The organism is Bacillus cereus group sp. MYBKT14-1, assembly GCF_051915185.1.
GTDB classification, from domain to species: Bacteria; Bacillota; Bacilli; order Bacillales; family Bacillaceae_G; genus Bacillus_A; species Bacillus_A cereus.
The window spans coordinates 240,721-267,191 of the sequence record NZ_JBQAEF010000003.1 but is presented as its reverse complement, the minus strand read 5'-3'; the positions used below and the strand labels follow the sequence as shown (position 1 = coordinate 267,191).

Below are 26,471 nucleotides of genomic sequence, written 5' to 3'. Positions count from 1 at the left end.
ATTTTTATCCTTTTACACTATCTCGCATTTTCTCGAGTGCTTGCCGATACATCCATCTTACTTGATAATATGTCATTTCCGTCTCTAAAGCGATTTCTCCCATCGTCTTCCCTACAAAAAAACGTTCAAAAATAATATACTTCTCCTTCTCATCTAACACGCTCATAAAATCCTTCACTCTTATTTCAACGTCCTCAAAATGAAAGATATCCTCATACTCTCCTACACATACACATCTCTCCTGCACTGCGAACTCTTTCTTCAATCTCTCTAATATATAACCTCGCACCGTTACAACTGCATATGCAGGGAAATACCCCTTCTTTTCATCAAATCTTTCATACGCATGCCAAAGACCGATTAAACCACATTGATAATACTCTTCATAATCTTTACGAATACCTAATTTCTTTATTTGATTTACAATCATCCCTTCATACAAAACAACTGCCTCTTTAAAAGTCGCTGGCTTCACACAGTACCCGTTTCTAAAAGGTATACCTTTCTAGTATTCCGCGGTACCTTCACAATATAAAAATAAAGAAAAGATTTCACTGTGAGTAATTTCAAATACTACCGACGGAATTTGAAATTACACTAGATAGTATTTGAAATTTTGTTGGTGGTATTTGAAATAGGGGTAAAAATAAAAAAGGTGACTCTTGGAAGAGCCACCTTTTTCTAAAAGAATAAATTATGCACCAAATTTTGGAGCTAGACCACTTAAACTAGTAAATCCAACTGAAAGAATAAAGAAAATAACAATTAAAATCGTTGCTTGTTTTTTACTTAATCCAGCCGTAATATGTAATCCTAATCCCATTACAACTAATGTCCAAATATTGAAAACTTCGAATGATGAAGCAGCACCATGAGCAACTGTACCTGGCTCAAATAAAGTTGCTAAACTTGTATAAGAAGTTTCAATATCTCCACCAAGAATCATTCTAATAATAAAGTTCACAATTGCACCTAAAATTGAAATCGTATATGTGTAGACATAAATAGATAATAATTTCATGTATGAAGTATCATTACTCATAAACATCATAATCACTTTATAAATAGCTGCCGCAATGAAGAACCAAATCGCAGTACCAAATAGCCCTCCAACAATACCTGCTCCTATTCCGAAGTAACCAACAACTTTAGCCGTTTCAGCATCAGGCACCTCACTCATTACATCAGGATGATTCATTACTTGATACATGCTAATCCCTGCAATTACAGCTGTTAATATAATGAAAAGGAAAAATGCCCCCCATACTGGACTTTTCGTCTTCATTCTCTCAAATTGCTCACCTGGAGAAGTAATCATTCCTAATAATGATGGCTTCTTCGCACCTACATCTTGCGTATTAATATTTGCTTCCATTATAACGCCTCCTTCTATTTATATAACCCGTTCTAACGGGCGGTTCACTTCCTCACGCAAGAGGCTACGAACCGCCCACTAGAACGGTAATGTGTAGTTCTACTACACTATTAATTACTCATAACGCAATGCTTCAATTGGATCTAATTTCGCAGCTTTGTTCGCTGGAATTAATCCGAAAATAATACCAAGTGTCATCGAGAACAGTACGCCTCCAACGACAACTTCCCATGAAACGAGTGGTGGCCATTTTGCGAATGTAGAAACGATATATGCTCCGCCATACCCAAGGCCAATTCCGATTAAACCACCTAGAAGCGTCAACATAACTGCTTCAATTAAAAACTGTAATAAAATTTTACTACGCGTTGCTCCAAGCGCTTTACGTATCCCAATTTCGCGCGTACGCTCCGTTACAGATACAAGCATGATGTTCATAACACCGATACCACCAACGACTAATGAAATACCAGCGATACCACCGATGATCATTGTCATAATGTTAGTAACTTTAGAAACATTTTCTTGGAATTCTTTTAAATTAACCAGTTCATATTTACCCGGAATTTCACTTGGCTTACGGCTATTTAATACATCCACAGCTTGTTTCCCTGCTGCTTCTAAATCGTCTACATTTTTAGCTTGAATTGCGATACTTTGAATTTCATCTGTTCCGTATAAAACAGGCCATAACGTAAGAGGGATTAACGCTTCTTCCATTTCAAATCCCATAAATTCATTATCAGATGTATACACACCGACAATTTGCATCGGTTGTCCTTTCATCTCAATAATTTGTCCTACTGGATTTACACCCTTAAATAACGTCTCTTCTGTTTTTGTACTAATCATCACAACGTTATTTGCATGAGAAATATCTGATTCATTTAAAGTACGTCCCTTTACGACCTTTACTTTATTAACCGCAAAATATTCATTATCAAGACCAATAACATTCAAATTTGCTTTTTTATCATTTACATCAAGCACCTCTGTCGTCTGGTTTGTCGTAATAACATGTGAAACATCTTTCACTTGTTTTACTTCCAAAATATCCTCTTCCGTTAACTTCGGCATTTCAAATCCACCTATAGCAAACTCATCATTAATATCTGGTTTAAATTGAATTGGCATAAGGTTATTACCACCAGAACCTGCGAATTTCGACTTCAGCATCGCTTCTCCGCCTTGCCCAATTGCAACGACAGTAATAATCGAACCTACCCCGATAATAATACCGAGCATCGTAAGAGCAGAACGTAGTTTATGAGCTAAAATAGAAGATAAGGCAATTTTTATACTATCTAGTAAACTCATACCGCACACCTTCTATCTTCTGTAACTTTCCCGTCTCGCAGTACAATGCGGCGGGAAGAATACGCTGCTACTTCCTCTTCATGCGTAACCATAACAATCGTCGTACCTTCTGCATTAAGCTTCGTGAAAATATCCATAACTTGCTCACCAGACTTCGTATCAAGTGCACCAGTCGGTTCATCGGCCATAATGAACGTTGGATTATTCGCAATCGCTCTTGCAATCGCTACACGCTGCTTCTGTCCACCTGATAACTCATTTGGTAAATGATGCACGCGATCTGCCAATCCAACTTTACCTAACGCCTCCAAAGCACGCTTGCGACGCTCCGCTTTCTTCACGCCACCATATACGAGCGGAAGCTCAACATTTTCCACTGCGGAAAGACGAGGCAGTAAATTAAAATGCTGGAATACAAAGCCAATATATTCATTACGAATTAAAGCAAGCTTTGACTCGTCTGCTGTTAAGATATTCACGTCATTCAGCATATATTCGCCTTCTGTTGGACGATCTAAACAACCGATAATATTCATAAGCGTCGACTTACCAGAACCAGACGGTCCCATAATCGAAACGAACTCACCGCTCTGAATTGTTAAACTAATACCATGCAAAATCGGCACCGCCAATTTTCCTTGATAATACGTTTTAGCAATATTATTTAACGTAATCATTTCTCTTTCACTTCCATTCCGTCATACACATCGTCGGAAGGATTTTTAACCACCTTTTGCCCCACTGTTACGCCTTCTACAACCTCTGTCCAGTCCCCATCAGTAGAACCTTTTTTCACATTTTGTTTACGAAGCTTCCCTTTATCCTCAACATAAACAAATGCATCATCGCCTTTTGCTACAATGCTCTTACTTGGGACAGCAATCATCTTCTTATTCTCTAAGTTTACTTGCAATGAAACATGATAACCTGGAGATAAACCATCTTGACTATCAAGACTTGCTTTATATGTATACTGAGACATATTTTGAGTTGCTTCACCCACGCCGCCAGCTTGCGCCATCTCTGCGCTCGTTGGGAATTCGCTTACCTCTGTAATCTTACCTGTCCACTTCTTCTTATTATTTGCTTTCGCAGTTACAGTGAATGTTTGATCTTTTTGAATTTGTGACTTTTGAAGCTCAGTTAACGTACCTTGAACTTGGAATGGATCTTTAGAAGCTACTTGTAAAAACGCTTTTCCTTGACCACCTAACGCTTGAGATGAACTTTGTGCCGCATCTTTATCTAACTTTTGAACAACACCAGCAAAATTGCTATAAATCGTAAGTTCTTTCTGCTTCTTACTTAACTCTTCTTTCTGCAACTTTCCTTTTTCTTTCTCAAGGTCAATTGTTTTTTGTCCTATCTCTAACTCGTTTACTTGCTCGTCCATCGGATCTGTTACTTCTTTCCCAGCTCCGCTATCTTTCGCCTTCTTAATTTCTTTCTTCAACGAATCAATCTTCTTTTTTCCTTGATCATAACGCATATCCGCCATCTTCTGATCAAGCTCAGCTTGCTTCATTTGAAGGTTAATCTCTTCATTATCATAAGAGAATAACTTCGTGCCTTTCTCTACCTCTTGCCCTTCTTTTACCTCAATATCTTTCACTTTCCCTTTGGCCGGATCTGCATAGAAGCTTTCAATATTACCAGGCTTCACCTGACCAGAAATTAACTTCGTATTATTCAGCTTACGCTCTGTCACTTTCTCAAAACTTACAGCATCAGCATTTGTTGATGCACCCTTCTTCTTACCTTGCATAACAAAAATATTAATTGCCGCTACAATAACAATTAGTGCAATAACCCCAATAATAATCCATTTCTTCTTCTTGTTTGGAGTACGAACCGTATTTGGTAACATAGTCTCTCTCCTTTTTACAACTTAATAGTTTAATATAAAAATTGTATAAAACTTTCTGAAAATATATTACATATTATTACATTATTTTTACAAAGTTTTACACATCCAATTATATTGTAACAAAAATTCCAATGATTAGAAATATGACATTATATCTTTTAAGATAGATTTAAGGAAAGGAAAAAGAGCAATTTTAATTGAATAGAAGCCATTCTTTATTAACAAACTTCTTGCCAAAATGAATCATTAAAATCATTTTCCTAATTGCACCATCGCTATTGTGTCATATATATTTGACATTTCATCTATTCAATTATAAAATGTCACATATAAATGACATTTTGGTACACGAGGTCTACAACCAACAATGGGAGGGTTATATTTGAATAACGTTAAACAATATCGAAAATCTGAAGGGCTATCGCAACTAGAGTTAGCTAAAAAAGTTAACGTGGCGAGACAGACAATAAATTTAATTGAAAACAATAAATATAATCCCTCTTTAGCCTTATGTATCGAATTAGCAAAAGCACTAAAAACAGATTTAAATAGTCTATTTTGGGAGGGAGATTAAATGATGAAAATTGAATGGAAAGAAAGAGTTTATAATAGTTTTGTTGGAACAATAAGTGAGAGAGATGAATACCAAAAACAAGAAATCAATAAAGAGTTATCTGTAGCTGGAATTGGTTTGTGGTGGTTAAATATGTTGGTAATGCTTATTATGTTACTTGTTGATACTATGAATCACACAATATCTATAGGGACAATATTCATTTTTCTATCTAATATGATTTATGCTAATTACTTAGCCTTTAAATTCAAGAAAAAAGGTTTAAGTGATACTGAATGTGCAACAAAAGAAGAATATTTACAACACAAGAAAAAATTAAGAAAAGCTGGCTTAAAAGCAGGTGTGCTTTGGGGCTTTCAAATGTTTGTTTTTATGAATTATATCCTTCCCTATGTAGGTTCAGAAGAAATCTCTATTTCTTTATTTGATGTTATGCTTTGGAGCTGCGCTGGCGGATTTTTCGGTACAACCATGTATCTATTTGGTTTATGGAATCTAAAAAAATTATATTAAGTAATAAAAATTATTTACATATTAAACTGCAATTTTACATACTATTTATTTTTCCTAAATAAAAATATAAAAGCTATCCAATATAAAAATTGGATAGCTTTTTCAAACAAAATATTACGCTACTTTAGGATCTTTTCTCTCATGTCCACGTTGAACAATAAATAAGAAGATTGTTGATAAAACCGCACCTGTTAATAGTAAGATGAAACAACCATCCCAGCCAGAACTATCAACAATAACACCAATTGCTGCGTTAGCTACAAGACTTCCGCCTACATAACCGAATAGACCACACATACCAACTGTCGTACCTACTGCAAATTTCGGTACTAATTCCATCGCACTTAAACCGATTAAGAACTGTGGTACATAAATTAAACAACCGATAATAGAAACTGCAATACTTACAACAAGTACACTAGTTGCTTGCCAATATATAAACGTACCAATAACAACTCCAACCATACTAATAATACATAATGGCATACGTTTTCCTTTAAATAATTTATCACTTAAAAAGCCAACGATTAATGAACTTGGAATTGCCATACCTTCAAAGATTGCATATGCCGCATGCGCTTCTGCTTTTGAAAATCCTTTAACTGTCGTTAAATAAAGTGGAACCCAGTTAATAACACCGAAACGAATTAAATAAACAAAAGCATTCGCAATACATAAGAACCATACAAATTTATTTTTCACTACATACTTCATTAAAATTTCTTTTGGTGACATCTTGTTAGCATTATCTGCTTTTTCAAGATTTTCATAGTCATTACGATACTCATCAATTGGAGGAAGACCTTCAGATTCTGGTGTATCCTTCGCATTGATCCAAACAAGTACTGCAATTACCATTGCGATAATCGCAGGGAAAATAAACACGCCGCCTTGCCAATGATTTTCACCGAAAATACCTACACCAATTCCGACAAGTGGTGGTACAAGCATTCCACCAACGTTATGTGAAATATTCCAAAGGCCTGTTTTCGTACCACGTTCTTTCTTCGAGAACCATTTCGTCATAACAATACTACAAGGTGGTGCTCCCATACCTTGTACAATACCGTTAACAACAAGTAATGTAACAATCATCCCAAATGATGATGCAAAACCGAAACAAATATTTACAAGCCCTGATAAGAATAAACCGACTGCGATAAAGCGCTGGGCGAAAGCTTTATCTGATAAATTACCCATAAAGAACTTACTAAATCCATAAACAATTGCCATTACTGAGCCTAGTAGACCAATTTCAGCTGTACTAAAACCATATTCTTGTACTAAATACGTACTTGATAACGTAAAGTTACTACGAACTAAATAATAAGCAGCATATCCAACTGAAATCCCGATTAACACACGAATACGTAGTAATCGATATACACGATCGATCATATCCGCTGGCAATCTCTCAATTGCAGGTGCTGGCTTAAGCCATTTAAACATATATTTTCGTCTCCTTTTCTCACTTCAGAGAGAGACGCTGTCTATTCCATATCTCGATTATTCCGCTATTTGATATATTTTGGTTCGTCCTTCTAACCGGCTGTCCTTCTATTTCTTTCTCATTCTTCGCAAACATCGTTGGTACGCCAAACGACACCTTTTCTAAAATATGACCCGCTTCTTCTGATAAACAATAATCAATAAATAAATCCGCAATAATACCACTCGGTGCACGTTTTAGTTTCGAAATCGCATTAACAGATAACCCTGTTTGCTCAGGTTCGTTACTTAAAATCGGAAAGCCTTGTTTTTGAAGCATTCTCTGATCTCCCATAAAGTTGATGCCTATCATATATTCACCGCTCGCAACAAGTTCTGCTGGGATGTAACCATTCACTGTTACTTCTCCAACTTGTTCCGCCAGATTCTTCACATATCCCTTCGCTTCCTCTTCACCTAACATATCAATAAGTGATTGAAAAAACGTATATGCTGTACCTGAAACATTTGGATCGGGCATGACAATCTTTCCTTTATATACTGGATTCAATAAATCTTTCCATCTTAACGGATACGAGAGACCGAGCGGCGCTATTTCCTCGTTCCACCGCTCTTTATTAATCGCAATTGCCAGCTTCTCCACTTCATAACCGTACCAATAACCATCTTTATCTTTAACAGTTTTTGAAATACGATTTGCATGTTGGCTTATCACAGGAATAGAAAGATTTTTTTGCTTCATCATTTGATGCGCATCTACTGTACCGCCAATAATAATATCCGCCTTCGGATTTCCGGCTTCTTCTTCCACTCTACGAAGAAGTTCTTCTGTTGAAAGACGAATAAATTCATACGTACATCCGCGCGGCTTACAAAATGATGAAAGTAACGCTTCACCAACTTCCTCACGAGCCGCTACATACGCAACAATATGACGATCATCCAAAATAGGGAGACCATTTTTACTATATTTAATAGAGGTTGTATCTCGAGAGCAACTAGACATCGCTCCTCCAATTACTAGCAAAAAGAAGAAAAAGGCTATCTTTCTCATGACGCATTCTCCTTTACGAATAACTCTGCTAGAGAGCTTTTCATATACATGACATTTCCGTTATTATCACCGAGATATTGCACAACAAAGTACGATGGATACACAGAAATCGTAAGAATATCTTCACGATCATTCTTTACACGCTTACCTGTTTTATAAGCTGTAATATAAGCAATCGCTTCATTCTGCGATTGTAATAACTTCTGAATTTCTCCGTAATCTGTAATTTGCTTTGCGTATCGAATAGAATCAAGTATGTGCGTAAGATTGATAGTACGTACCACATCACCTTGACGTACTACGACATCCTTTGCTGAAGCAAAGAAATCACTAATACGCTCTGGCGTGTAATACAGGCTTAATAAATACGTTTGAAGTGCTGAAATCATCGGATCCATGCCATTCTTTCCGTATACATTTTCCCCATACTGGAACAAGTCACCTACTGCAAAAGTACGCTTATGTCCATTCAAGTACGTTACTTCTCCAGTAAATACTTGTTCTTGGCTCTTAACGCCCTCAGGCTCTATTCGAATTCGGTCAAAGAATGAAACAATCGTATGCAAACGAACTTCATCCGTTACAACAATTTCTCCCCACTTTTCATGTCTTACTTTCACTTCAATTGGAAGAGATTCATTCACCCTTTGTAAAACGGCTTGTTTATCATTTACAATGTTGATTCGATTATAGATTTGCTTCTCCATAACATAAAACAAAACAAGAGAAACAATCATACAAATGACAAACATAAGAATTTGAAATGATAGCCTTTTCATTTCTGCCTACCTCCAAGATAAAAAAACGTTGTTTCGAAAATACCGCATAATTGTTTCATAAATGTATCATTTAACCGCTTTCAAGTTTTTTATGTCTTCCATCCTTCTCGGAAGCAAAAATGTAATGAATATTGTAGTACCTACTTCTTCACTACTCTCAATCCGCATGCTTCCGCCCTGCTTATTCATAATCTCCTGACAAATATACAAACCATAACCATTCCCATAACTAGAAGGAAGTGCCTTTCCTTTCGGAGACTCATTCCACTCTGCAAGCACCATTTCATCTATACCGATCCCATTATCATGAACAAAAACCTTCGCTTCATGCTCATTTACAATTACATTCATACGAATGTGCGAAGCATCACTATACTTAATTGCATTATCAAGCACATTTAAGAAAATTTGCTTCGTCTTATCAAAATCCGCAACAACATGTACATCCGTTAACTCATTTATCACTTCAATTTCAAACTGATTTAGACGAGGTTTCACAATTGAAACGGCTTCTTCTGCCAATTCCTTTATATTCACAACTGTAGGAGACACCTCAAACGTACTCGTCCCATATTTCGAAGACTTAAGCAGTTCCTCTACAAGTGATAATAAACGCTCACTTTCCACCGCCACATAACGAAGACTTTCCTGTACATCTTCTTTCGATTGTAACTTCGGAATTAAATCAACATAACCGATAATTGCCGTTAGCGGTGTTTTTAGCTCATGCGTAATGCGGTCTAGGAAATCTTTCTGCTTCTCTTTCTCCTCCTGCAATTGCTTAATATGCAGCTCAATTCCATCAGCCATCGCATTAAAAGATGCTGAAAGCTGAGCGATTTCCACGTACTCATTTAACTCAATCTTACTCTTATAATCACCATTCGCGAGCCTCTGTGCCATTTGTCTCAACTGATCAATTGGTTTATGAAGAGACTTCGCCAAACGAATTGCAAAGAAAATACCGGTAGCTACTAGGCAAAGAGACGTCATTAAGAAAGTCCAGCTCACATTTGTTAAAACTTCCTTCTCACCCGTTAACTCATTTATAAAACGAATACTTCCAATGACATCGTTTCCATAATAAACCGGGCTTGAAAACAAAAGAATGGGAGCGGGATCCGCCTCCTCGAAAACATAAGACTTCTTCCCCTTCAAGGAACTCTCAATGTCGATGTTACGGTGAAGCAATGCTCCTTTTTGTGTATCTGCAACAACATCGCCATTCTTCCCGATCATCTGCACACGGACATCCATACGCTTCGCTAAATACGACGCAATTAAAAGTGAATTCGGACCAAGCGTATCCACTTCTGCTTCCTTCTCTAAATAATTCATCGTATAAATTTGCGCTTCTACACTTAACTTTTCTAAAGAATCTGCTGCGTTATGATACATATTCTTTTCTAACGTAATATAAACAACTGCATATAAAAGAACAAAAATCGGAATTAACAGCCCAACTATTCCGAACACCATATTTCGCTTTAAAGACATACCATCACCACTTAACAATCCAGTTTATAGCCAACGCCATAAATTGTCTTAATATATTCTCCGCTCGTCCCAAGCTTCTTGCGAAGTCTCTGCACCATAATATCAACTGCTCTCGTATTTCCGATATACTCAAATCCCCATACTTTCTCAAGCAACTCATCCCTCATAAACACACGCTGCGGATTTGAAACAAATAACTGACATAAATTAAACTCTCGGTACGTTAACTGAATCTCCTGTCCACTCACATGTACCTTTCTTTCCTTAGGACAAATCACGATCTCTCCAGCCTCAATTACTTCATGACTTACAGCCGCCTCCGTCTTCTTTACACGCCGCGCCATATTCTTAACCCGAAGAATAAGCTCCGCATAATTAAACGGCTTCGTCACATAATCATCAGCACCAAGCTGCAAGCCCAGCAACTTATCATTCATCTGACTCTTTGCCGTTAACATAAGCACCGGAATATCCCTATCCCTCTCACGGAACAAACGAAGCAACTCATACCCATCCGTATCCGGAAGCATAACATCCAAAATCAATACATCCGGCCCTTCATTCCATCTCTCTAAAGCTTCTCTCCCATCAGCCGCTGCCAATACTTCATAACCTTCCATCTCCAACTGCATCCGAATCAAATTACGAATACTCGATTCATCATCCACCACAAGTATTTTCATCATTCTCCTCCTTCCATCATGTATTATAGTACAGTTTAGTATAGCAAAAATCCTATAAAAAAAGAGAGGGTATTGTCGAACATATTTTGTCGACGATACCCTCTCCTGTTATATTTTCTCTTACACACTCGCAACAATAACTTCAGCACGCCCTATAATCTTATATTCCCCAAAGTTACTTGGTAATATGAAATGATCGCCTTCTTCAAATCGATACGTTTCATTACCATGTATTAACTCTCCTTCTCCATCTATTACACTTAAGAGAAGAAATGGACTTTTTTGCGTTAAATTAACCACTCCATCTAAATTCCATTTATTCACGGAAAAATAAGAGCACTCAATAAACTTGGTTACACATAAATCTTCTATTTCTTCATATTGAACAGCTTGTTGACTTGAAACAAATGGTGTTTCTATTACTTCCATACTTTTATCAAGATGAAGTTCACGTAAATTCCCCTCTGAATCTCTTCTATTATAATCATATAATCGATAAGTAGTATCAGAGTTTTGTTGTGTTTCTAATATTAAAATACCTTCACCAATTGCATGAACCGTTCCGCTTGGAACAAAGAAGAAATCACCTGGCTTTACTCTCACACGTTGTAATAGCTTGTCCCATTCTTCTTGTTCGACCATATTTACTAGTTCATCTTTTGTCTTTGCGTGATGCCCATAAATAATCTCAGCACCTTCTTTACAATCAATGATATACCAGCATTCAGTCTTTCCTAGCTCACCATTTTCATTTATACGTGCATACTCATCATTTGGATGCACTTGAACAGATAAGTCACGATTTGCATCTAAAATTTTTGTAAGAAGGGGGAAGCAATCCCCCTCAATATCCCCAAATAATTCTCGATGATTATTCCACAATTGTCCTAAAGACAAGCCTTTATACTTTCCATTTTTAACTACACTTTGTCCATTTTGATGCGCAGCAAAAGCCCAACATTCTCCCGTTTGTTCTGATGGTATTTCATATCCGAAAGAAGTTAATTTCGTACCACCCCAAAGTCTTTCTTTAAAAATGGGTGCAAAAAATAATGGTTCTGTCATGATTAAAATCCTCCATGTTATACGATGTCGTCTAATAATTTATATGCTTCCTCTTTCGTTTGGACAGATATTAACCGCTCTCTATAACTATCATCCATAAGCTTTCGTGAAAGCATTTGAAGAATCTTCAAGTGCTCATTTCCTTCACTCTCTTTCGGAACTGCAATCATAAATACTAATTTTGCATCCGTTCCGTCTAAACTTTTCCAATCTACCCCCGATTGTTTAATTCCAAATACAACACTTGGTTTTTTTACTGCATCCGACTTTCCATGAGGGATTGCAATATTCATTCCAATTCCTGTACTACTCTCTGCTTCTCGACTCATAATAGCTTGCTTAAACTCCGAATCAGAATGTAAAACACCTACAGCATTTAATTTCTCAATCATTTCATCGATAATATCGTCACGTGTCTCTCCTGCTAAATTAATATCAATTAGCTCCGGACTCGTTATATCTGCTAATTTCTGAATTTCAACCTTTTCAGCTTGCTTTTCTATTACTTGCTCTTGAAATTCTGCTCCTTCCTTTGTTGCTGACACTTCTTTCATTTCTTTTAATTCCTGTGTTTCTTCAGCTTTTGAAATATCTTTCTTTAATACATTCACAATAACCGCTGTAACAAGAGAACCTGCAATAATAGCAATAAAGAACATCAACACGTTATCTACAGCTCCTAGTACCGCAACAATTGGTCCACCATGCGCTACTCTATCCCCTACGTTACCAATCATTGCAATAACAGCACCTGTCATCGAACCAGCCATAATACTTGGAATAACACGTAATGGATCCTGCGCTGCAAAAGGAATAGCTCCTTCTGTAATACCGAATAAGCCCATCGTAAATGAGGCTTTCCCCATTTCCTTTTCCGACTCTTGGAACTTTCTCTTTCCTATAAATGTAGCAAGTCCCATCCCAATTGGCGGAATACAAATTGCTGCTGCAATCGGTCCCATAATTTCATAATTTCCTTCTCCAATCATTGCGGAACCAAATAAGAATGCCACCTTATTTACTGGACCACCCATATCAAATGAAATCATTGCACCTAAAATTAAGGCTAAAAGAATCGAACTTGAACCTTGCATACCAGATAACCAAGCTGTTAACGATTCAAATACTTGCGCTACAGGAGCACCAATAATAAACACAAACGCTAAACCTACAATAAGTGATGTAAATACCGGAATAATAATAATTGGCATAATTGGTTGAATTGCTTTTGGCACTTTTAACTTTTTGATTCCCAGAGCTACATAACCAGCTAAGAAACCTGCGATAATTCCACCTAGGAAGCCAGCCCCACTCTCACTACCATAAAAACTTCCCGTTGCTGCGATATATCCGCCAATCATACCAGGAACTAGTCCAGGTTTATCAGCTATACTATACGCAATATAACCAGCTAAAATTGGCACCATGAATGCAAATGAAGCTCCACCTATTTGCTCAATTGTTTTCCAAAAAGATCCTTCTGGTATTACTAAACCGCCAGGAGTTTTTTCGCCGCCAAGTGTCAATGCAATTGCGATTAATAATCCCCCAACAACAATGAAAGGAACCATGAATGATACACCATTCATTAAATGACGGTATATAGGGTTTTGTTTTTTTCCTTGCGAATCATTTCCTGTTTTTTGCACATCCGAATGATACACAGGAACATTGCCATCTATTACTTTTCGAATGAGTTCCTCTGGTTTACGAATACCCTCTTTAACTCCTACAACTAATAACTTTTTACCTATGAATCTATCTTTATTTACTACTCGATCCGCAGCTATAATGATGCCATCAGCTTCACGAATCTCTTGCTCAGTAAGTTCATTTTCAACACCTATACCACCTTGTGTTTCAACTTTCATTTGAATCCCTAATTTATCCGCTGCTTTTTGCAAGTTTTCTGCAGCCATATACGTATGGGCAATCCCATTTGGACACGATGTAATCGCTAATACTTTCATTTTAATCCTCCTCACCCTTATGTAAGCGCCTACAAATACTATATATCAATATTCGATTCATAAAAGTTTTCTTTTTTACCGTAACCTCCGGAAAAAACATTATTTTACCGGAGCAAACAAAAAAGTAAGGCTTCTCGCCTTACCTATTCATATCTTAAATAAGATAAAAACTTCATTATATTCTTTTCCTTTATAAGCTTCTGAACAAAAACAGGTTGTTCACTTATAAAAGACAACTCATGAAATAACTGTTTCGTAACTTCCTTCCCATCACTCTTAACTGCTAACATAAATACAAGCGATACTTTCTCTATTCCCCAGTCTAGCGGCTCCTTCAGCGTAGCCACTGCAATTGCGGATTGTTTAATTAACTTAGGACTTCCGTGCGGAATGGCGACTCCTGCACCAATTGTCGTTGCTGACATTCTATCTCTAGCAATCGCACTTTCAACATACTCTTTCTCTACATATCCCTTTTCATAAAGAGATCTCGCTAATCTTTCAATTAATTCGTAACGATGCTCTACTTCCTGTTGTAAAAAAACTAAAAAAGGAGTTGTATAATTCAATAAAACAAAGTCCTTATTTTCGTTAGATGGTAGTTCATCTAATTTCTTCATAAAATTCTCTAACTTACTTTCTTCACTCCGCTCTAATAAAGGAGATACAACACAATGAGGAATCTTTAACTGTGGAAGATCTATCGTAGAAATAATAAGCTCTACCTTTTTATTTTTCATTAAGTATTCTTCCAAATCGGACTTTGCGATACAATCCATCACATGGACATGCCGGAATTTCCTTTCAATTTTTGTCCGTAATAATTGCGACATCCCTATCCCCATATGACAAACAATAATTACATTTTTTGATACCTTTTTATCGTTCAAGCGCTCCATTGCCGCCTGAAAATGCAAAGTAAGATAGGCTGCCTCTTCCTCAGGGATTTGTAAACTTAATGATTGATTCATATCATCCAGCTCATGAATTAACATATCAAACATATACGGATACATGCGCTTAATTTCATGAAGCATCGGATTCGAGACAGAAAGATTATATTGCAAACGATTTAATGTCGTATACAAGTGCATCTGTAGTCCCTCTACTAAAAATGTATCCTTATCGAAATCGATTTCATTCAACTTAGACATACGATCTATTAAATGCGATACAACTTGTGAAAGCACAGGACTACTCATATTTAACTTATTTCTTTCCCATTCATCTTGATAGCGGATTTTTCCACCTAAAATATGAATGGCTAAATACGCTATCTCTTCTTCAGTAAAATGAACAGTAAATACAAACTCTAACCTTGTTAAAAAATCTAATGTCCACCCATACTCTTTCGTCTCTCGCACAATGTTCAAATCATCTGTAGACATTGAAATTGGTTGCTTTAGCTTCATCCTCCGCACCATAATTAACGTATGTAATAAAAGATTTTCTAACGTATCATCTGTAAAAAATATAGCGTATCTTTTTTGTAACGCTTTCAATTCAGTCATTACAAATTCAATTTCATGATACAAAAACTGCTTTTTAATAAATTGATTCATTAACTCCTGATTATGAATTAAATCTGATAGTTTAGCTAATGCTTTTCTCTTATTTCTCTCATCGCCTTCTACCGTTAAGCCTACCCTCTGCTTTAAAATTAACTCTAATCCCAGTTCCTCGAGCCACTCTTCAATTCTATCTAAATCTTTCTTAACTGCAGCTCTATTAACAAAATAATGCTCGGCAAGCTCCTGCACCGTAACTGGCTTAACATTCATCAACAAACTATACGCTATTTGCAACACTCTCTCCTCGTCTGATGCATAGCTTACATTCTGTTTTACAGCATACAATTTATTAAACAAACTCGCTCTATCATAATCCTTAATTTCTAAACAGACACCTAAACCTGGTTTCCGAATAAGAAGTGCATCTGAATACTTCTCTAAATATTCCTCAATCACCTTAAAATCATTACGAATCGTCTTCTCCGAACAACCTATCCTATCAGCAAGCTCCTGCACTAACAAATACTCATTAGACTCAGATAATAAAACTTGTAAAATTTCCTGTTGTCTTTTATTCATCTGCTTCACCTGTTTCTTCTATCCTTTGTACCCCATATGTTACTAACATAGTGCATTTATCATAACACATTGGTGTGTTGGTGAATTACGGGATTTTATTGTTTGAAATTTGTTCATTTTTACATAAACAAAAAACCTCAAAAAGTAGTTGAAACTACTTTTTGAGGTTTAAAAAATTATTACTTTTCATAACCATTAGGTTTCTTCTGATGCCAATTCCAAGCATGCTCAATGATTGTCTTCACATTTACATACTGAGGATCCCATCCTAACTTCTCTTTCGCTTTCTGAGAAGAAGCAACTAAACGTGCTGGATCTCCCGCACGGCGCGGTGCTACCTCTGCAGGAATTTCATGATTTGTAACTTCACGAACTGCATCAACGATTTCTTTTACACTGAAACCATTACCATTCCCTAAGTTATAGAAATCACTTTCTCCGCCGTTCTTTAGGTCTTTAAGCCCTAAGAAGTGGGCTGCCACTAAATCTTCAACATGAATATAATCACGGATACAAGTACCATCTGGTGTATTATAATCGTCACCAAACATCATAATCTTCTCACGTTGACCTAACGCCACTTGTAATACAAGAGGAATTAAATGTGTCTCTGGGCGATGATCTTCCCCAATAATACCATTTGGAGTTGCACCAGCCACGTTAAAGTATCTGAAAATCTTATAACGTAAATTAGAAGCTTGGCTATACCAATGAAGCATCTTTTCGATTGCTAACTTCGTTTCTCCATACGTATTCGTTGGATTTGTCATCGTTTCCTCAGTAATAAGATCCACATCTACCTCACCATACGTTGCCGCAGTAGAAGAGAAAATAAACTTATCTACCTTAAACTCATCCATTACCTCTAATAAGCAAAGTGCACCATACACATTATTATTATAATATTGAAGAGGCTTCTCCATACTGACTCCAACTAAAGAATCCGCTGCGAAATGCATAATCGCCTCAATATTTTCTTGTTTAAAAACATCTCTTAAAAATGCTTTATCACGAAGGTCGCCATTATAAAACTTCGCACCTTCCGTAATTGCATCCTCATGACCAGTTTGTAAGTTATCTACCACTACTACCGATAAACCTTCGTCTACTAATTTTTTTACAGCGTGAGAGCCGATATAGCCTGCTCCGCCGCAGATTAAGATTGAATTCATTGTTTTCCTCCTACATATATACTAGCATTTCTTAATTAATCCACTAATATAAAAGGTATACGAGCGCTCGTATACCTTTTATATCTTCTTCATTACTTAGCCACAAAATAATCCGTTACATATTGCGCCCAAATTTCATGACCCTTAGCAGTTGGGAAACCAAATTCTTCTTTTAAATATGGTAGGATAGCCTTTGTTGTTGCATCCGGCCATGCCCCCCAATGATCAACATATGTATAATTATTTTGCGTAGCAAATTGTTTTAATGCTTCAATCGCTTTCGGATAATTCTTCGCACCATACACTGGATTTGATGGTTGAATCATAATCGTAGCACCCTTTGCACTAGTAGAAAGTGCTTGAACGAACTTCTGTGTATTTACTACAGAGTTTCCATTACCAGTTTTACCATTATCAGTAATAAATGGCGGTTCAAATAAAATCACATCTGGATTCTCTTTCGCAATCTCTTTATCACGTTTATTCGTAATTAATTCTTCTGTGCTTTCGCCCTTATATTCCTTTACCTTTACATTCCATAAACCTTTACCGTAAGCAGTTTCTAAATTAGCCGTTAACTTGGCTGCCCAAGCACCTTTTTCAGATGAAGAAGCTTCATCACCAACAATAACAAGATTTACAGCTTTTTTATCCTCAGAAGCTTTCTTCAACTTCTCTTTCACTTCATCTGGTAAATTCTTCGCGTATGCTTCATTAAAAGATGGCTTCGCATCTTGTTTTTTCTCTTCTTTCTTCGCTCCGCTATCTTTCACTTCAGCCTTTGTTTTCGTCACTTCACTCTTCTGTCCCGTTGCATTTGCAACTTTCTTATTCCAGTACAATTTACCGCTCACAATCGAAGCAACAAACAATACAAAAACAACAAGAACAAGTACTGCTTTCTTATTCATCGATTCACCTCATCTATTAATCTCACAATATATAATACTAATATAAATCTATGCAAAAATAAACCCAACTCCTTCCAAAGGAGTTGGGTTATTACATAATTACTTAGTCAATTCAAGGTGCGCTCTTAACTTATTCGTTAAATCTTGTTTCGCTGCATCTGGAACATAATAGTACCAAATACCATCAGCGGCTTTATGGCCGTCACCTGGGATTTGGATTTCTTCACTGTTCTGCATACAGTCTTTATAGTTCTTTTGAATATCAAACATTTGCTCTTGCGTTAAACTTGTTTTAACGTTTTTCTCAATTGCTTTTAACACGTCACCATAGTTTGCTAGAGAAGATACATTTGCACCTTTTTTAATTACAGCTTGAATAACTTGACGTTGACGCATCTGACGACCAAAGTCACCGCGTGGATCTTGATATCTCATTCTAGAATATAGTAATGCTTTATCTCCCTTTAAATGTAATTCACCTTTTGCATAATGAACGCCATCAATTGTAAAGTCCATATCATTATTAATATCTACTCCACCAACAGCATCCACAATATCTTTAAAACCAGCCATATTCACTTCAATATAATGGTCAACTGGTACATTAAGAAAATTCTCAACTGTTTTCACAGCCATATCAATACCACCAAATGCATAAGCATGGTTAATCTTATCTTTTTTACCTTTCCCAACAATTTCTGTATAAGAATCACGTGGTATACTTGTAATTTTCATAGACTTTGTCTTTGGATTTAAAGTAAACAACATTAGAGAATCTGATCGTCCTACCTCATCTTTTCGTTGATCACTTCCCATTAACAAAATTGAGATTGGTTTTTTATCTGCTACATCTACTTTTTCCGATCGTTTATCTGACTTTTCACGATCTAACGGTTTATGCACAGCATCTAACGTGTTAGATACATTAGAATAAACATGGTAAGCATACGCTCCACCACCAATAATCAGCACTCCTATTATACCGAGAATCCAAAATAAAATTTTCTTTTTCATTTCTATACCCTCTTTGCTTATAATTACAAATAAAATACTAAGACCTCTTCATTATATTATAGCAATAATACTAAATATTAAAGTTAAATTCCAAAATTAATTTGACCTATCCTATGGATGAGAGATAATTAAAGTCACATTTCCTTTTATAACAAAACTTTCAATTCCAGCAGGAAGAATAAAGTGATCTCCTTTTTTTATACTAAATTCACCACTTACGGTTCTTAATGTCGCTTCACCTTCAATTACACTGGCTAATTGAAATGGTTGATTTTGCTGAAAAGATGCTTCTATTTGAATCTCCCATTTATAAACTGAAAAGTACTTTTCCCTTACATACTTAGTAATAATGGCACCATTCTTTTTTTCAATTTCAGGATAAACCTTATAATCCTCATGGGGAATTGTTGATACAGCAACTGATTTTTCAACATGTAGTTCTCGCTTATTCCCATCACTATCAATACGATCATAATCATACACACGATATGTCGTATCTGAACTTTGTTGTGTCTCTAATACTAATGTTCCTTCACATAACGCATGGATAGTTCCACTTGGTACGTAGAAAAAATCCCCTGGCTTAATTAATCTACGGCATAATAAACGACCCCAGTCACTGTTTTCAACCATATATTTAAATTCATCATTATTTTTAGCAGTATGACCATAAACAATTTCAGCATTTTCTTCACAATCAATAATATACCAGCATTCCGTTTTTCCTAACTCACCATTTTCATGAATATTTGCAAATTCATCATTTGGATGTACTTGTACAGACAAATCCTTCTTTGCATCTAAAATTTTAGTTAGTAACGGAAATCGTTCAGCTTGATGGTCTCCAAATAATGTTCTATGTTCATCCCACAGTTGCTTTAATGTTAAGCCTTTATATTTACCACCCATTACAATACTTGGACCATTTAAATGAGCAGAAATCCCCCAACACTCACCGACCGTTTGGGAAGGTAAATCATAATTAAATTCTTTTAAAGATTCTCCCCCCCAAATCCTTTCCTGCAACACGGGTTGAAAAAATAACGGTTCTTTATACAAAATAACTCCACCTCTAGCTACTCTCACTACTAATTTTTAACCTTTCAAATAACAAACTTCCTCTATTTCTTTCCATTGCATATAAATCCGAACAATATCTTCCTCAACTAATTCGCTACCTGATTGTACTTCAATAAACTCTAAATCTGTAACAGCCTTAATTGCATGCCTCTGTCTCGGCTGAATTTCTAACACATCCCCAGGCCGAACAACTCGTATTTCATTATCTAATACAAAAATACCTTCACCTTTTACAATTGTCCAAACTTCACTTCTATTATGATGATATTGATAGCTTAAATTTTTACTGGCTGTAATACCAATGCGCTTTGTTAATACTTCGTTTCCATCATCATATTTAGTATGATCTAGTACACGGTACCAACCCCAGCGACGCTCTTCATACATTGGCCTTTGATCCCAATCCCCCACTAATTCTTTCACTCGAGGACTTGCATCTTTTTCTGAAACTAAAATACCATCTGGACTAGCAGCTACAATTATATTAGAAAGACCTAGTACAGAAACTGGGATATCTAGCTCATTAATAATATGGTTTTGCTCACATTCAATCCCCATATTCCCCTTACCAAGGATGTTCATCCCCATTTCTTCTGTAAGGGTATTCCAAGTTCCAAGATCTTTCCATGAACCGTTATAAGGAAGTGCAATAATATTTTCTGTTTTCTCTACTACCTCATAGTCAAAACTTATCTTTGGTAAACTTGCATATCGTTGAACTAAAACATCATATTGAACAGGAAGTCCTTTTTGATCTAATAGGGAGATAATTTTATCTAATTTAAATGCAAATACACCGCTGTTCCAAAGCGCATTTTGTTTTAGTAACTCTTCCGCCTCGGTAGCGGCTGGCTTTTCTTTAAAATGACTTACCTGAATGAGTTCCTGTGTGCTCTCCTCTATATCAGGAACAATATAACCATATTTTTCAGATGGATATGTAGGGGTAACCCCCATTAAACCTAGATCTGCATTTGAAGAGTTTAGTGCCTTTTCTAAATCCAATAACCTTTCAAAGAAACTATTTTCTACGTATGGATCTACAGGTAATACCCCTACAACCTCATCCAAATCAACGTGCTCTTTAGAATATAGATATGAAGCAGCAAGAGCGATTGCCGGGAATGTATCACGACGTTCTGGCTCGATGATAATAGGTACATCATTTCCTAGTTGACTATTAATCATATCTACTTGAGATTTACTTGTAGCAATAACTGCATCATTTTCAATACCTAAGCTTGTTAATTGGCCCCATACCCTTTGAACCATAGATTGCATTTCATCATTCTCATTTTTAAGTACTTTTAAAAATTGCTTGGAACGCGAATCATTTGATAATGGCCATAGACGTTTTCCTGAACCACCAGATAATAATATTAATTTCATTTTTCCACTCCCTTACCAAAAATAAAAAAGGTGAAGATATTATCTCCTCACCCTAGAAATTTTTCATTATATTTTTCCTCTACAATACTTCTAATCTCTTCTCTAAATCTCTCCGGAGAAAATCTTATAGCATTCTCCCTACAATTAGTTGGAGTAAACTTATCATAACTTTTTTCAAATTCATTAATCTTCTCAACAATACTTCCAACAGTTTGCTCTTTAAAGAATAGACCAGTCGGTTTCTCATGATTTAAATCTAAAACAGTTTCTGTAGCACCACCCTTACCATATGTAATAACAGGTGTACCACAAGCCTGTGCTTCCACTGGTGTAATCCCAAAATCTTCTTCTGCAGCAAATACAAAGCCTTTTGCACGTTGCATATGATCCTTAAGTACCTCAAATGATTGATAACCTAAAATTTGAATATTACCTTTAGCCTTAGCTTTCACTTTTTCAAAATCTGGTCCGTCTCCAATAACAACCAACTTTTTATCTGGCATATTTGCAAAGGCTTCTACAATTAAATCAATTTTTTTATATGGAACCATACGTGATGCCGTTAAATAAAAATCTTCTTTTTGTTCATGTAATGTAAATGCAGAAATATCAACAGGCGGATATATTACCTCTGATTCCCTTCTATATACCTTCCATATTCTACGCCCAATAAAATTTGAATTACCAATGAAATAATCAACGCCATTTGCAGTACGGTAATCCCAATTTCTAACCTTATGTAAAATGGATTTTGTTATTAATCCTTTAATTCCTTTGTCTAATTTAGACTCTCTTAAATATTGATGTTGCAAATCCCAAGCATAACGAATAGGAGAATGTACATATGAAATATGTATCTGATCTGGACCAGTTAAGACTCCTTTTGCTACAGCATGTGAGCTAGAAAGGATTACATCATATTGAGATAAATCCAATTGTTCAATTGCTAAAGGCATTAATGGTAAATAATTTCTATATTTTTTCTTTGAGAAAGGTAATTTTTGAATAAAGGTAGTTTTTACTTCTTTATTTTTTATAAATCCTCTATTCTCCCCTAGATGATCCACAACGCTAAATAAATCCGCTTCTGGAAAAACATCTAACATTTGCTCTACAACTTTTTCAGCACCCGCATATGTCACAAACCAATCATGTACAATTGCTATTTTCATTTAGAAACACCACTAATCTTAGAATATATTTGTTTTGTACCTTTTACCATTTGCTGCACACTATATTTACTAACAATCTTTTCTCTCGCTTTAGTCGACATATCAATCCATTTTTCATCTTTTAATTGAACCATTAAGTCAACTATTTTATCCGTATCATCTAATTCGTATAAATAACCATCTTTACCATGTTCCACAATATCTCGGTTTCCAACTACATTAGACAATACTGCAGGTAACCCCACTGACATTGCCTCTAATACCGCTAAAGGCATACCTTCCCACTTTGCAGATGATAAATACATGTTATACTTCTGCATTTCCTTTATTACATTTTGCGTAGGACCGAAAAATATAATATTCCTCTCCAGTTTCCTCATTTTTACATAATCTTGTAATTCTTTCATTTGAGGTCCTTGACCTATAAAAGTTAAGGTAGAATCTTCATACCCATGCCTTTTAATGAGAGTTTCCATTATCTCTATAGATTTTTTTGAGTTTTTTTGATTATCAAACCTCGTTACTGAAACGATGTTAAAAGTTTGATTATTATTAACTACATGATCCCTTGGAATTTCCACACCATTTACAATAACATTGAGTTTATTATTTTGAACTAATTTCACATTATTTACTTTATCCCGTTCTCCATCTGACACACAAATGAAAGAATCTGTGAAATAAGATAAAAATCTCTCTATAAAAATATAAATCTTATTTATAAAATTCTTATAATCTAAGTGTATACCATGAAAAGTATGTACAATATTTACATTTTTTGGAGCAAAAACTTTTAATAATCGACTGTAAATACCTGCTCCCTTTCCATGTGAATGAATAATATCAATATTATTTTTCTTTACAAAACTTAGCATTTCCAAATAGTATTTCAATTTGAATTTTCTATGAGGAATTTTTATTAACTCTCCTTCACCTAATAGCTGTGTATATCTATCCCAATATGGTTCTTCTTCTGGACAAGCAACATAATACTCTATATTGGAATCCATATTCTTTATCAACCGATATACATGTTCAGGCCCTCCACCATAATCTGCTCTAACCGTTATTAATAGCACTTTTTTTTTCACAATTAATCCCCTATTCTAATACTTCTGCTAGCAAATTATCTACCCTACTAGTCCAACTATGTTGTTTTGCAAAGTTAATATATTTTTCTTTATCCGTATCTCTCACCGCTTCTTTAATTGCTTCTATAAATTGATCTAGGTTTTCAGCTAATTGCGCTGGACTATTTATTAACTCCAGCTCTTTCCATTTACTACTAACTACTGGAATACCTGAAACCATATATTCATACAACTTCAATGGATTTACATAATCTAACAAATGAGAGTGCTCTTTAACATTAAAAGGTATAATCCCCACGTTAGCATATTGAAGATATGCTGGGAGTTGATCATAACTCCTTCTACCTAAAATATGAACATTCTCAATTTCATTAATGTGCTGCTTAGCTAATTTATCAGGACCTATTACTACAAAAGCAAAGTCTGGCATTTTTTTAGCCATCTCATTAAATAAGTTAAAATCAAACCATTCTTCTATAGCACCTACATAAACAACAATTGGTTTATCGATAGATTTATATTCAACAGGTTGCTCTTTTTTTTCTAAAAAGTGCGCTAGGTTAACACCGTTTGGGAAATATAATGTATCTTTAGGTTTTAAACCATTTACATGATCCTCTAACGTATGTGCAGTATATAAAACTCGATCTACACTTTGAGATAACTTTGTTTCTGCTTTCTCTAGCGCTTTTGTACTATTAGAAAAACCAGAGTTTTTATCTGCCATCCTAAAAACTGATTTTTTATAATTTATAAAATCTAACAAGTAATTTTGGAGACCATTATCAAAATAAAGTAAGTCCACTTCCCTAAAATTTTTAAGTTCTATTAACTTTTTTATATTAGGGTATCCGAGTTTATTCCAATGATTATATATAATTTCACTTCTTAAAATAGGTTTATTATTTGGTGTTAATAAAGCCCCAGGTACGTACGACCAGATCTTTCCGTCCTCAAAAGTTTCCCCACCTTTTTTGTAAATCTCATATCGGTCATAGAATTCCTTAGTAGGTGAGAACATTCGATGAATAGGTGATATTGGTGCTGAAATATAAGCAATTTCCCACCCTTTTCCCACTAATTCTTTCGCAATATGATGAGTACCTACTTGGAACGGTGAATTCCAATAATTACTAGTTGCAAATAATGCTTTTTTCTTCATTTATATTTCCCCTCGATAAACTTTTATTATCAACTGTATTTTCTTCTTTATTTAAACTGTATAGAATACCAGCAAAGAATATTAACCAATATCCTAGTGAAAAGTCGAAAGGCCTTTGATATATAGCCATGAAATAAAAAACTGCAAAAATAATACTTGCCTTCTTTTTTTCCTTAAGGCATAAATATAGGAAAAATAGCACATGAAGTATAAATAGTAAATATCCATTAATAACCATGAACGTTTTCCAGGAAAGTGCTTCTGACTTATAATTTAACGCCTTGTTAAAATACTCTTTCTCTCCTATCCCCAAGAACTGCTCTTTTATATTTCCTGCTTTAAAGTCTTTGTATACATACTCAAACCCTTCGTTAGTTCGATTATTTCCAGCCAAACCTTCTGAATTTATCTCAAATCTATAAAGTATTCTATTGTATAAATAAGAATCTTTTGGGGTAAAAGAAAATAGAAGGATATAAGCAATAAAAAATAAAATTAAGTGCTTTTTATTTTTTATTAACAGGTACAATCCAATTAAAGTATAAAAAGCCATAGATAAAGATAAAATTCCTGCTATTAATATTATTTTTTCGTATAACCTACCTAATTTTAATTTTTTAGAAATTAAAATTAAAGCACTCACTGTTCCAACTACACCCGGTTCATTGAACATAGCACATATTCTATCAATACTTCCTCCATACGAGAAAAAGTACTGCTCAGAAAACCCATAGTATACTGCATAGTTTGCACTCCATAAATATTGTCGATAATTTGATTTACTTGCAGAATAACTAATTAAATTATCCCAACTTAAATCAATGCCCAATAGTAATAAGAATGCAACAATTATTGCAGGAATATATGAGATAGCTATTATTTTAATAAACCAATCATATATCTTTAATTTTATTTCATTTATTAATAGTACAAATGGAACAAGTACAGCACATAAAAATAAAAAACTATATAGAATTTTATATACTTCGTCGTATCTAAAACTATATAGTAAAATTAAAAAAATTGTAAAAAACGCTACCTTTATATCTTTCCTTGAAATAACATTGTATTTAGCAGCAATTAAAAAGAAATATGTAATATAAACACAGCCCACTACCTCTTTTAATTTATTTCCCCATACAAAAAAAGGCTCGAGTGTTAGAAAAGCTAAAAAAGCCGCTAAAAATATAAATGTTTTTATAATCAAGCTTTTTGTAATAATAGTATAATCTTGCAACCTATTCACC

The 26,471-nt window shown here is 35.2% G+C and carries 24 protein-coding genes; 2 read left to right on the top strand and 22 right to left on the bottom strand.

The window, feature by feature from the left end; translation table 11 throughout:
* Positions 1-4: 4 nt before the first annotated feature.
* The 5 genes from ACTFO4_RS11280 to ACTFO4_RS11260 form a co-directional block, all read right to left on the bottom strand.
* Entirely contained in the window at positions 5-475 is a 471-nt protein-coding gene (locus ACTFO4_RS11280; RefSeq protein WP_002025078.1) for a sigma-70 family RNA polymerase sigma factor, read from the bottom strand.
* 219 nt (positions 476-694) lie between these two features.
* Positions 695-1,375, bottom strand: coding sequence for a Yip1 family protein (locus ACTFO4_RS11275; RefSeq protein ID WP_000387922.1), 681 nt, complete (start codon positions 1,373-1,375; stop codon positions 695-697).
* A gap of 114 nt (positions 1,376-1,489) precedes the next feature.
* The gene (locus ACTFO4_RS11270) at positions 1,490-2,692 is read right to left on the bottom strand and encodes an ABC transporter permease (protein ID WP_000054365.1); all 1,203 of its coding nucleotides are present in this window, start codon (positions 2,690-2,692) and stop codon (positions 1,490-1,492) included.
* Positions 2,689-3,369: an ABC transporter ATP-binding protein gene (locus ACTFO4_RS11265; protein ID WP_000631624.1), complete on the bottom strand. Its 681-nt coding sequence runs from the start codon at positions 3,367-3,369 to the stop codon at positions 2,689-2,691. Before ACTFO4_RS11265 ends, ACTFO4_RS11270 begins: the two co-directional genes overlap by 4 nt.
* Positions 3,366-4,559 carry an efflux RND transporter periplasmic adaptor subunit gene (locus ACTFO4_RS11260; protein ID WP_044306710.1) on the bottom strand — a complete coding sequence of 398 codons (1,194 nt, stop codon included), beginning with the start codon at positions 4,557-4,559 and terminating at the stop codon, positions 3,366-3,368. The genes ACTFO4_RS11265 and ACTFO4_RS11260 overlap by 4 nt, the downstream gene beginning before the upstream one ends.
* Positions 4,560-4,941: 382 nt before the next feature.
* Between ACTFO4_RS11260 and ACTFO4_RS11255 the strand changes: the two genes are divergently transcribed.
* Positions 4,942-5,133 (top strand): helix-turn-helix transcriptional regulator, encoded by a 192-nt coding sequence (locus tag ACTFO4_RS11255; protein WP_001067016.1) that lies wholly within the window; start codon positions 4,942-4,944, stop codon positions 5,131-5,133.
* Positions 5,134-5,646 (top strand): DUF3278 domain-containing protein, encoded by a 513-nt coding sequence (locus ACTFO4_RS11250; protein WP_326234971.1) that lies wholly within the window; start codon positions 5,134-5,136, stop codon positions 5,644-5,646.
* 114 nt (positions 5,647-5,760) lie between these two features.
* On the opposite strand, the gene ACTFO4_RS11245 is transcribed toward ACTFO4_RS11250, so the two are convergent.
* From ACTFO4_RS11245 to ACTFO4_RS11165, 17 genes are all read right to left on the bottom strand, one after another.
* Complete coding sequence (locus tag ACTFO4_RS11245; protein ID WP_000477602.1) at positions 5,761-7,095, bottom strand: MFS transporter; 1,335 nt, start codon at positions 7,093-7,095, stop codon at positions 5,761-5,763.
* 19 nt (positions 7,096-7,114) lie between these two features.
* Positions 7,115-8,149, bottom strand: coding sequence for an ABC transporter substrate-binding protein (locus tag ACTFO4_RS11240; protein ID WP_048655547.1), 1,035 nt, complete (start codon positions 8,147-8,149; stop codon positions 7,115-7,117).
* Positions 8,146-8,928: a DUF3919 family protein gene (locus ACTFO4_RS11235; RefSeq protein WP_098583143.1), complete on the bottom strand. Its 783-nt coding sequence runs from the start codon at positions 8,926-8,928 to the stop codon at positions 8,146-8,148. Before ACTFO4_RS11235 ends, ACTFO4_RS11240 begins: the two co-directional genes overlap by 4 nt.
* 66 nt (positions 8,929-8,994) lie before the next feature.
* A complete protein-coding gene (locus tag ACTFO4_RS11230) occupies positions 8,995-10,425 on the bottom strand; it encodes a HAMP domain-containing sensor histidine kinase (RefSeq protein ID WP_326234972.1) in 1,431 nt (476 codons plus the stop codon).
* Between the two features lie 11 nt (positions 10,426-10,436).
* On the bottom strand, positions 10,437-11,108 hold the full coding sequence (locus ACTFO4_RS11225) for a response regulator transcription factor (protein WP_000699553.1): 672 nt from the start codon (positions 11,106-11,108) through the stop codon (positions 10,437-10,439).
* Between the two features lie 120 nt (positions 11,109-11,228).
* Positions 11,229-12,173: a mannose-6-phosphate isomerase, class I gene (manA, locus tag ACTFO4_RS11220; protein ID WP_098214000.1), complete on the bottom strand. Its 945-nt coding sequence runs from the start codon at positions 12,171-12,173 to the stop codon at positions 11,229-11,231.
* A gap of 17 nt (positions 12,174-12,190) precedes the next feature.
* Positions 12,191-14,143 carry a fructose-specific PTS transporter subunit EIIC gene (locus ACTFO4_RS11215; protein WP_440013670.1) on the bottom strand — a complete coding sequence of 651 codons (1,953 nt, stop codon included), beginning with the start codon at positions 14,141-14,143 and terminating at the stop codon, positions 12,191-12,193.
* Positions 14,144-14,286: 143 nt separating this feature from the next.
* The gene (locus ACTFO4_RS11210; RefSeq protein WP_047792171.1) at positions 14,287-16,233 is read right to left on the bottom strand and encodes a BglG family transcription antiterminator; all 1,947 of its coding nucleotides are present in this window, start codon (positions 16,231-16,233) and stop codon (positions 14,287-14,289) included.
* 179 nt (positions 16,234-16,412) lie between these two features.
* Complete coding sequence (gene galE / locus ACTFO4_RS11205) at positions 16,413-17,405, bottom strand: UDP-glucose 4-epimerase GalE (RefSeq protein ID WP_047792172.1); 993 nt, start codon at positions 17,403-17,405, stop codon at positions 16,413-16,415.
* Between the two features lie 92 nt (positions 17,406-17,497).
* Entirely contained in the window at positions 17,498-18,316 is an 819-nt protein-coding gene (locus tag ACTFO4_RS11200) for an SGNH/GDSL hydrolase family protein (protein WP_001034211.1), read from the bottom strand.
* Between the two features lie 99 nt (positions 18,317-18,415).
* Entirely contained in the window at positions 18,416-19,330 is a 915-nt protein-coding gene (tagU, locus tag ACTFO4_RS11195) for a polyisoprenyl-teichoic acid--peptidoglycan teichoic acid transferase TagU (protein ID WP_000727049.1), read from the bottom strand.
* A gap of 111 nt (positions 19,331-19,441) precedes the next feature.
* Positions 19,442-20,389, bottom strand: a complete 948-nt coding sequence (manA, locus tag ACTFO4_RS11190; RefSeq protein ID WP_000276318.1) for a mannose-6-phosphate isomerase, class I — start codon at positions 20,387-20,389, stop codon at positions 19,442-19,444.
* 36 nt (positions 20,390-20,425) lie between these two features.
* Positions 20,426-21,799, bottom strand: a complete 1,374-nt coding sequence (locus ACTFO4_RS11185; RefSeq protein ID WP_000767078.1) for a sugar phosphate nucleotidyltransferase — start codon at positions 21,797-21,799, stop codon at positions 20,426-20,428.
* Positions 21,800-21,846: 47 nt separating this feature from the next.
* A complete protein-coding gene (locus ACTFO4_RS11180) occupies positions 21,847-22,971 on the bottom strand; it encodes a glycosyltransferase family 4 protein (RefSeq protein ID WP_000684573.1) in 1,125 nt (374 codons plus the stop codon).
* Positions 22,968-24,062, bottom strand: coding sequence for a glycosyltransferase (locus tag ACTFO4_RS11175; RefSeq protein WP_000731029.1), 1,095 nt, complete (start codon positions 24,060-24,062; stop codon positions 22,968-22,970). Before ACTFO4_RS11175 ends, ACTFO4_RS11180 begins: the two co-directional genes overlap by 4 nt.
* A gap of 10 nt (positions 24,063-24,072) precedes the next feature.
* Positions 24,073-25,224, bottom strand: coding sequence for a GumK N-terminal domain-containing glycosyltransferase (locus ACTFO4_RS11170; protein ID WP_047792173.1), 1,152 nt, complete (start codon positions 25,222-25,224; stop codon positions 24,073-24,075).
* Positions 25,196-26,470: a polymerase gene (locus ACTFO4_RS11165; protein ID WP_440013667.1), complete on the bottom strand. Its 1,275-nt coding sequence runs from the start codon at positions 26,468-26,470 to the stop codon at positions 25,196-25,198. Before ACTFO4_RS11165 ends, ACTFO4_RS11170 begins: the two co-directional genes overlap by 29 nt.
* Position 26,471: the final 1 nt, after the last annotated feature.

Coding starts and splice junctions, on each gene's coding strand:
- ACTFO4_RS11275 (WP_000387922.1), bottom strand. CDS start 1,375: ATGGAAGCAAATATTAATACGCAAGATGTAGGTGCGAAGAAGCCATCA.
- ACTFO4_RS11270 (WP_000054365.1), bottom strand. CDS start 2,692: ATGAGTTTACTAGATAGTATAAAAATTGCCTTATCTTCTATTTTAGCT.
- ACTFO4_RS11265 (WP_000631624.1), bottom strand. CDS start 3,369: ATGATTACGTTAAATAATATTGCTAAAACGTATTATCAAGGAAAATTG.
- ACTFO4_RS11260 (WP_044306710.1), bottom strand. CDS start 4,559: ATGTTACCAAATACGGTTCGTACTCCAAACAAGAAGAAGAAATGGATT.
- ACTFO4_RS11250 (WP_326234971.1), top strand. CDS start 5,134: ATGATGAAAATTGAATGGAAAGAAAGAGTTTATAATAGTTTTGTTGGA.
- ACTFO4_RS11245 (WP_000477602.1), bottom strand. CDS start 7,095: ATGTTTAAATGGCTTAAGCCAGCACCTGCAATTGAGAGATTGCCAGCG.
- ACTFO4_RS11240 (WP_048655547.1), bottom strand. CDS start 8,149: ATGAGAAAGATAGCCTTTTTCTTCTTTTTGCTAGTAATTGGAGGAGCG.
- ACTFO4_RS11235 (WP_098583143.1), bottom strand. CDS start 8,928: ATGAAAAGGCTATCATTTCAAATTCTTATGTTTGTCATTTGTATGATT.
- ACTFO4_RS11230 (WP_326234972.1), bottom strand. CDS start 10,425: ATGTCTTTAAAGCGAAATATGGTGTTCGGAATAGTTGGGCTGTTAATT.
- ACTFO4_RS11225 (WP_000699553.1), bottom strand. CDS start 11,108: ATGAAAATACTTGTGGTGGATGATGAATCGAGTATTCGTAATTTGATT.
- manA (WP_098214000.1), bottom strand. CDS start 12,173: ATGACAGAACCATTATTTTTTGCACCCATTTTTAAAGAAAGACTTTGG.
- ACTFO4_RS11215 (WP_440013670.1), bottom strand. CDS start 14,143: ATGAAAGTATTAGCGATTACATCGTGTCCAAATGGGATTGCCCATACG.
- ACTFO4_RS11210 (WP_047792171.1), bottom strand. CDS start 16,233: ATGAATAAAAGACAACAGGAAATTTTACAAGTTTTATTATCTGAGTCT.
- galE (WP_047792172.1), bottom strand. CDS start 17,405: ATGAATTCAATCTTAATCTGCGGCGGAGCAGGCTATATCGGCTCTCAC.
- ACTFO4_RS11200 (WP_001034211.1), bottom strand. CDS start 18,316: ATGAATAAGAAAGCAGTACTTGTTCTTGTTGTTTTTGTATTGTTTGTT.
- tagU (WP_000727049.1), bottom strand. CDS start 19,330: ATGAAAAAGAAAATTTTATTTTGGATTCTCGGTATAATAGGAGTGCTG.
- ACTFO4_RS11185 (WP_000767078.1), bottom strand. CDS start 21,799: ATGAAATTAATATTATTATCTGGTGGTTCAGGAAAACGTCTATGGCCA.
- ACTFO4_RS11180 (WP_000684573.1), bottom strand. CDS start 22,971: ATGAAAATAGCAATTGTACATGATTGGTTTGTGACATATGCGGGTGCT.
- ACTFO4_RS11170 (WP_047792173.1), bottom strand. CDS start 25,224: ATGAAGAAAAAAGCATTATTTGCAACTAGTAATTATTGGAATTCACCG.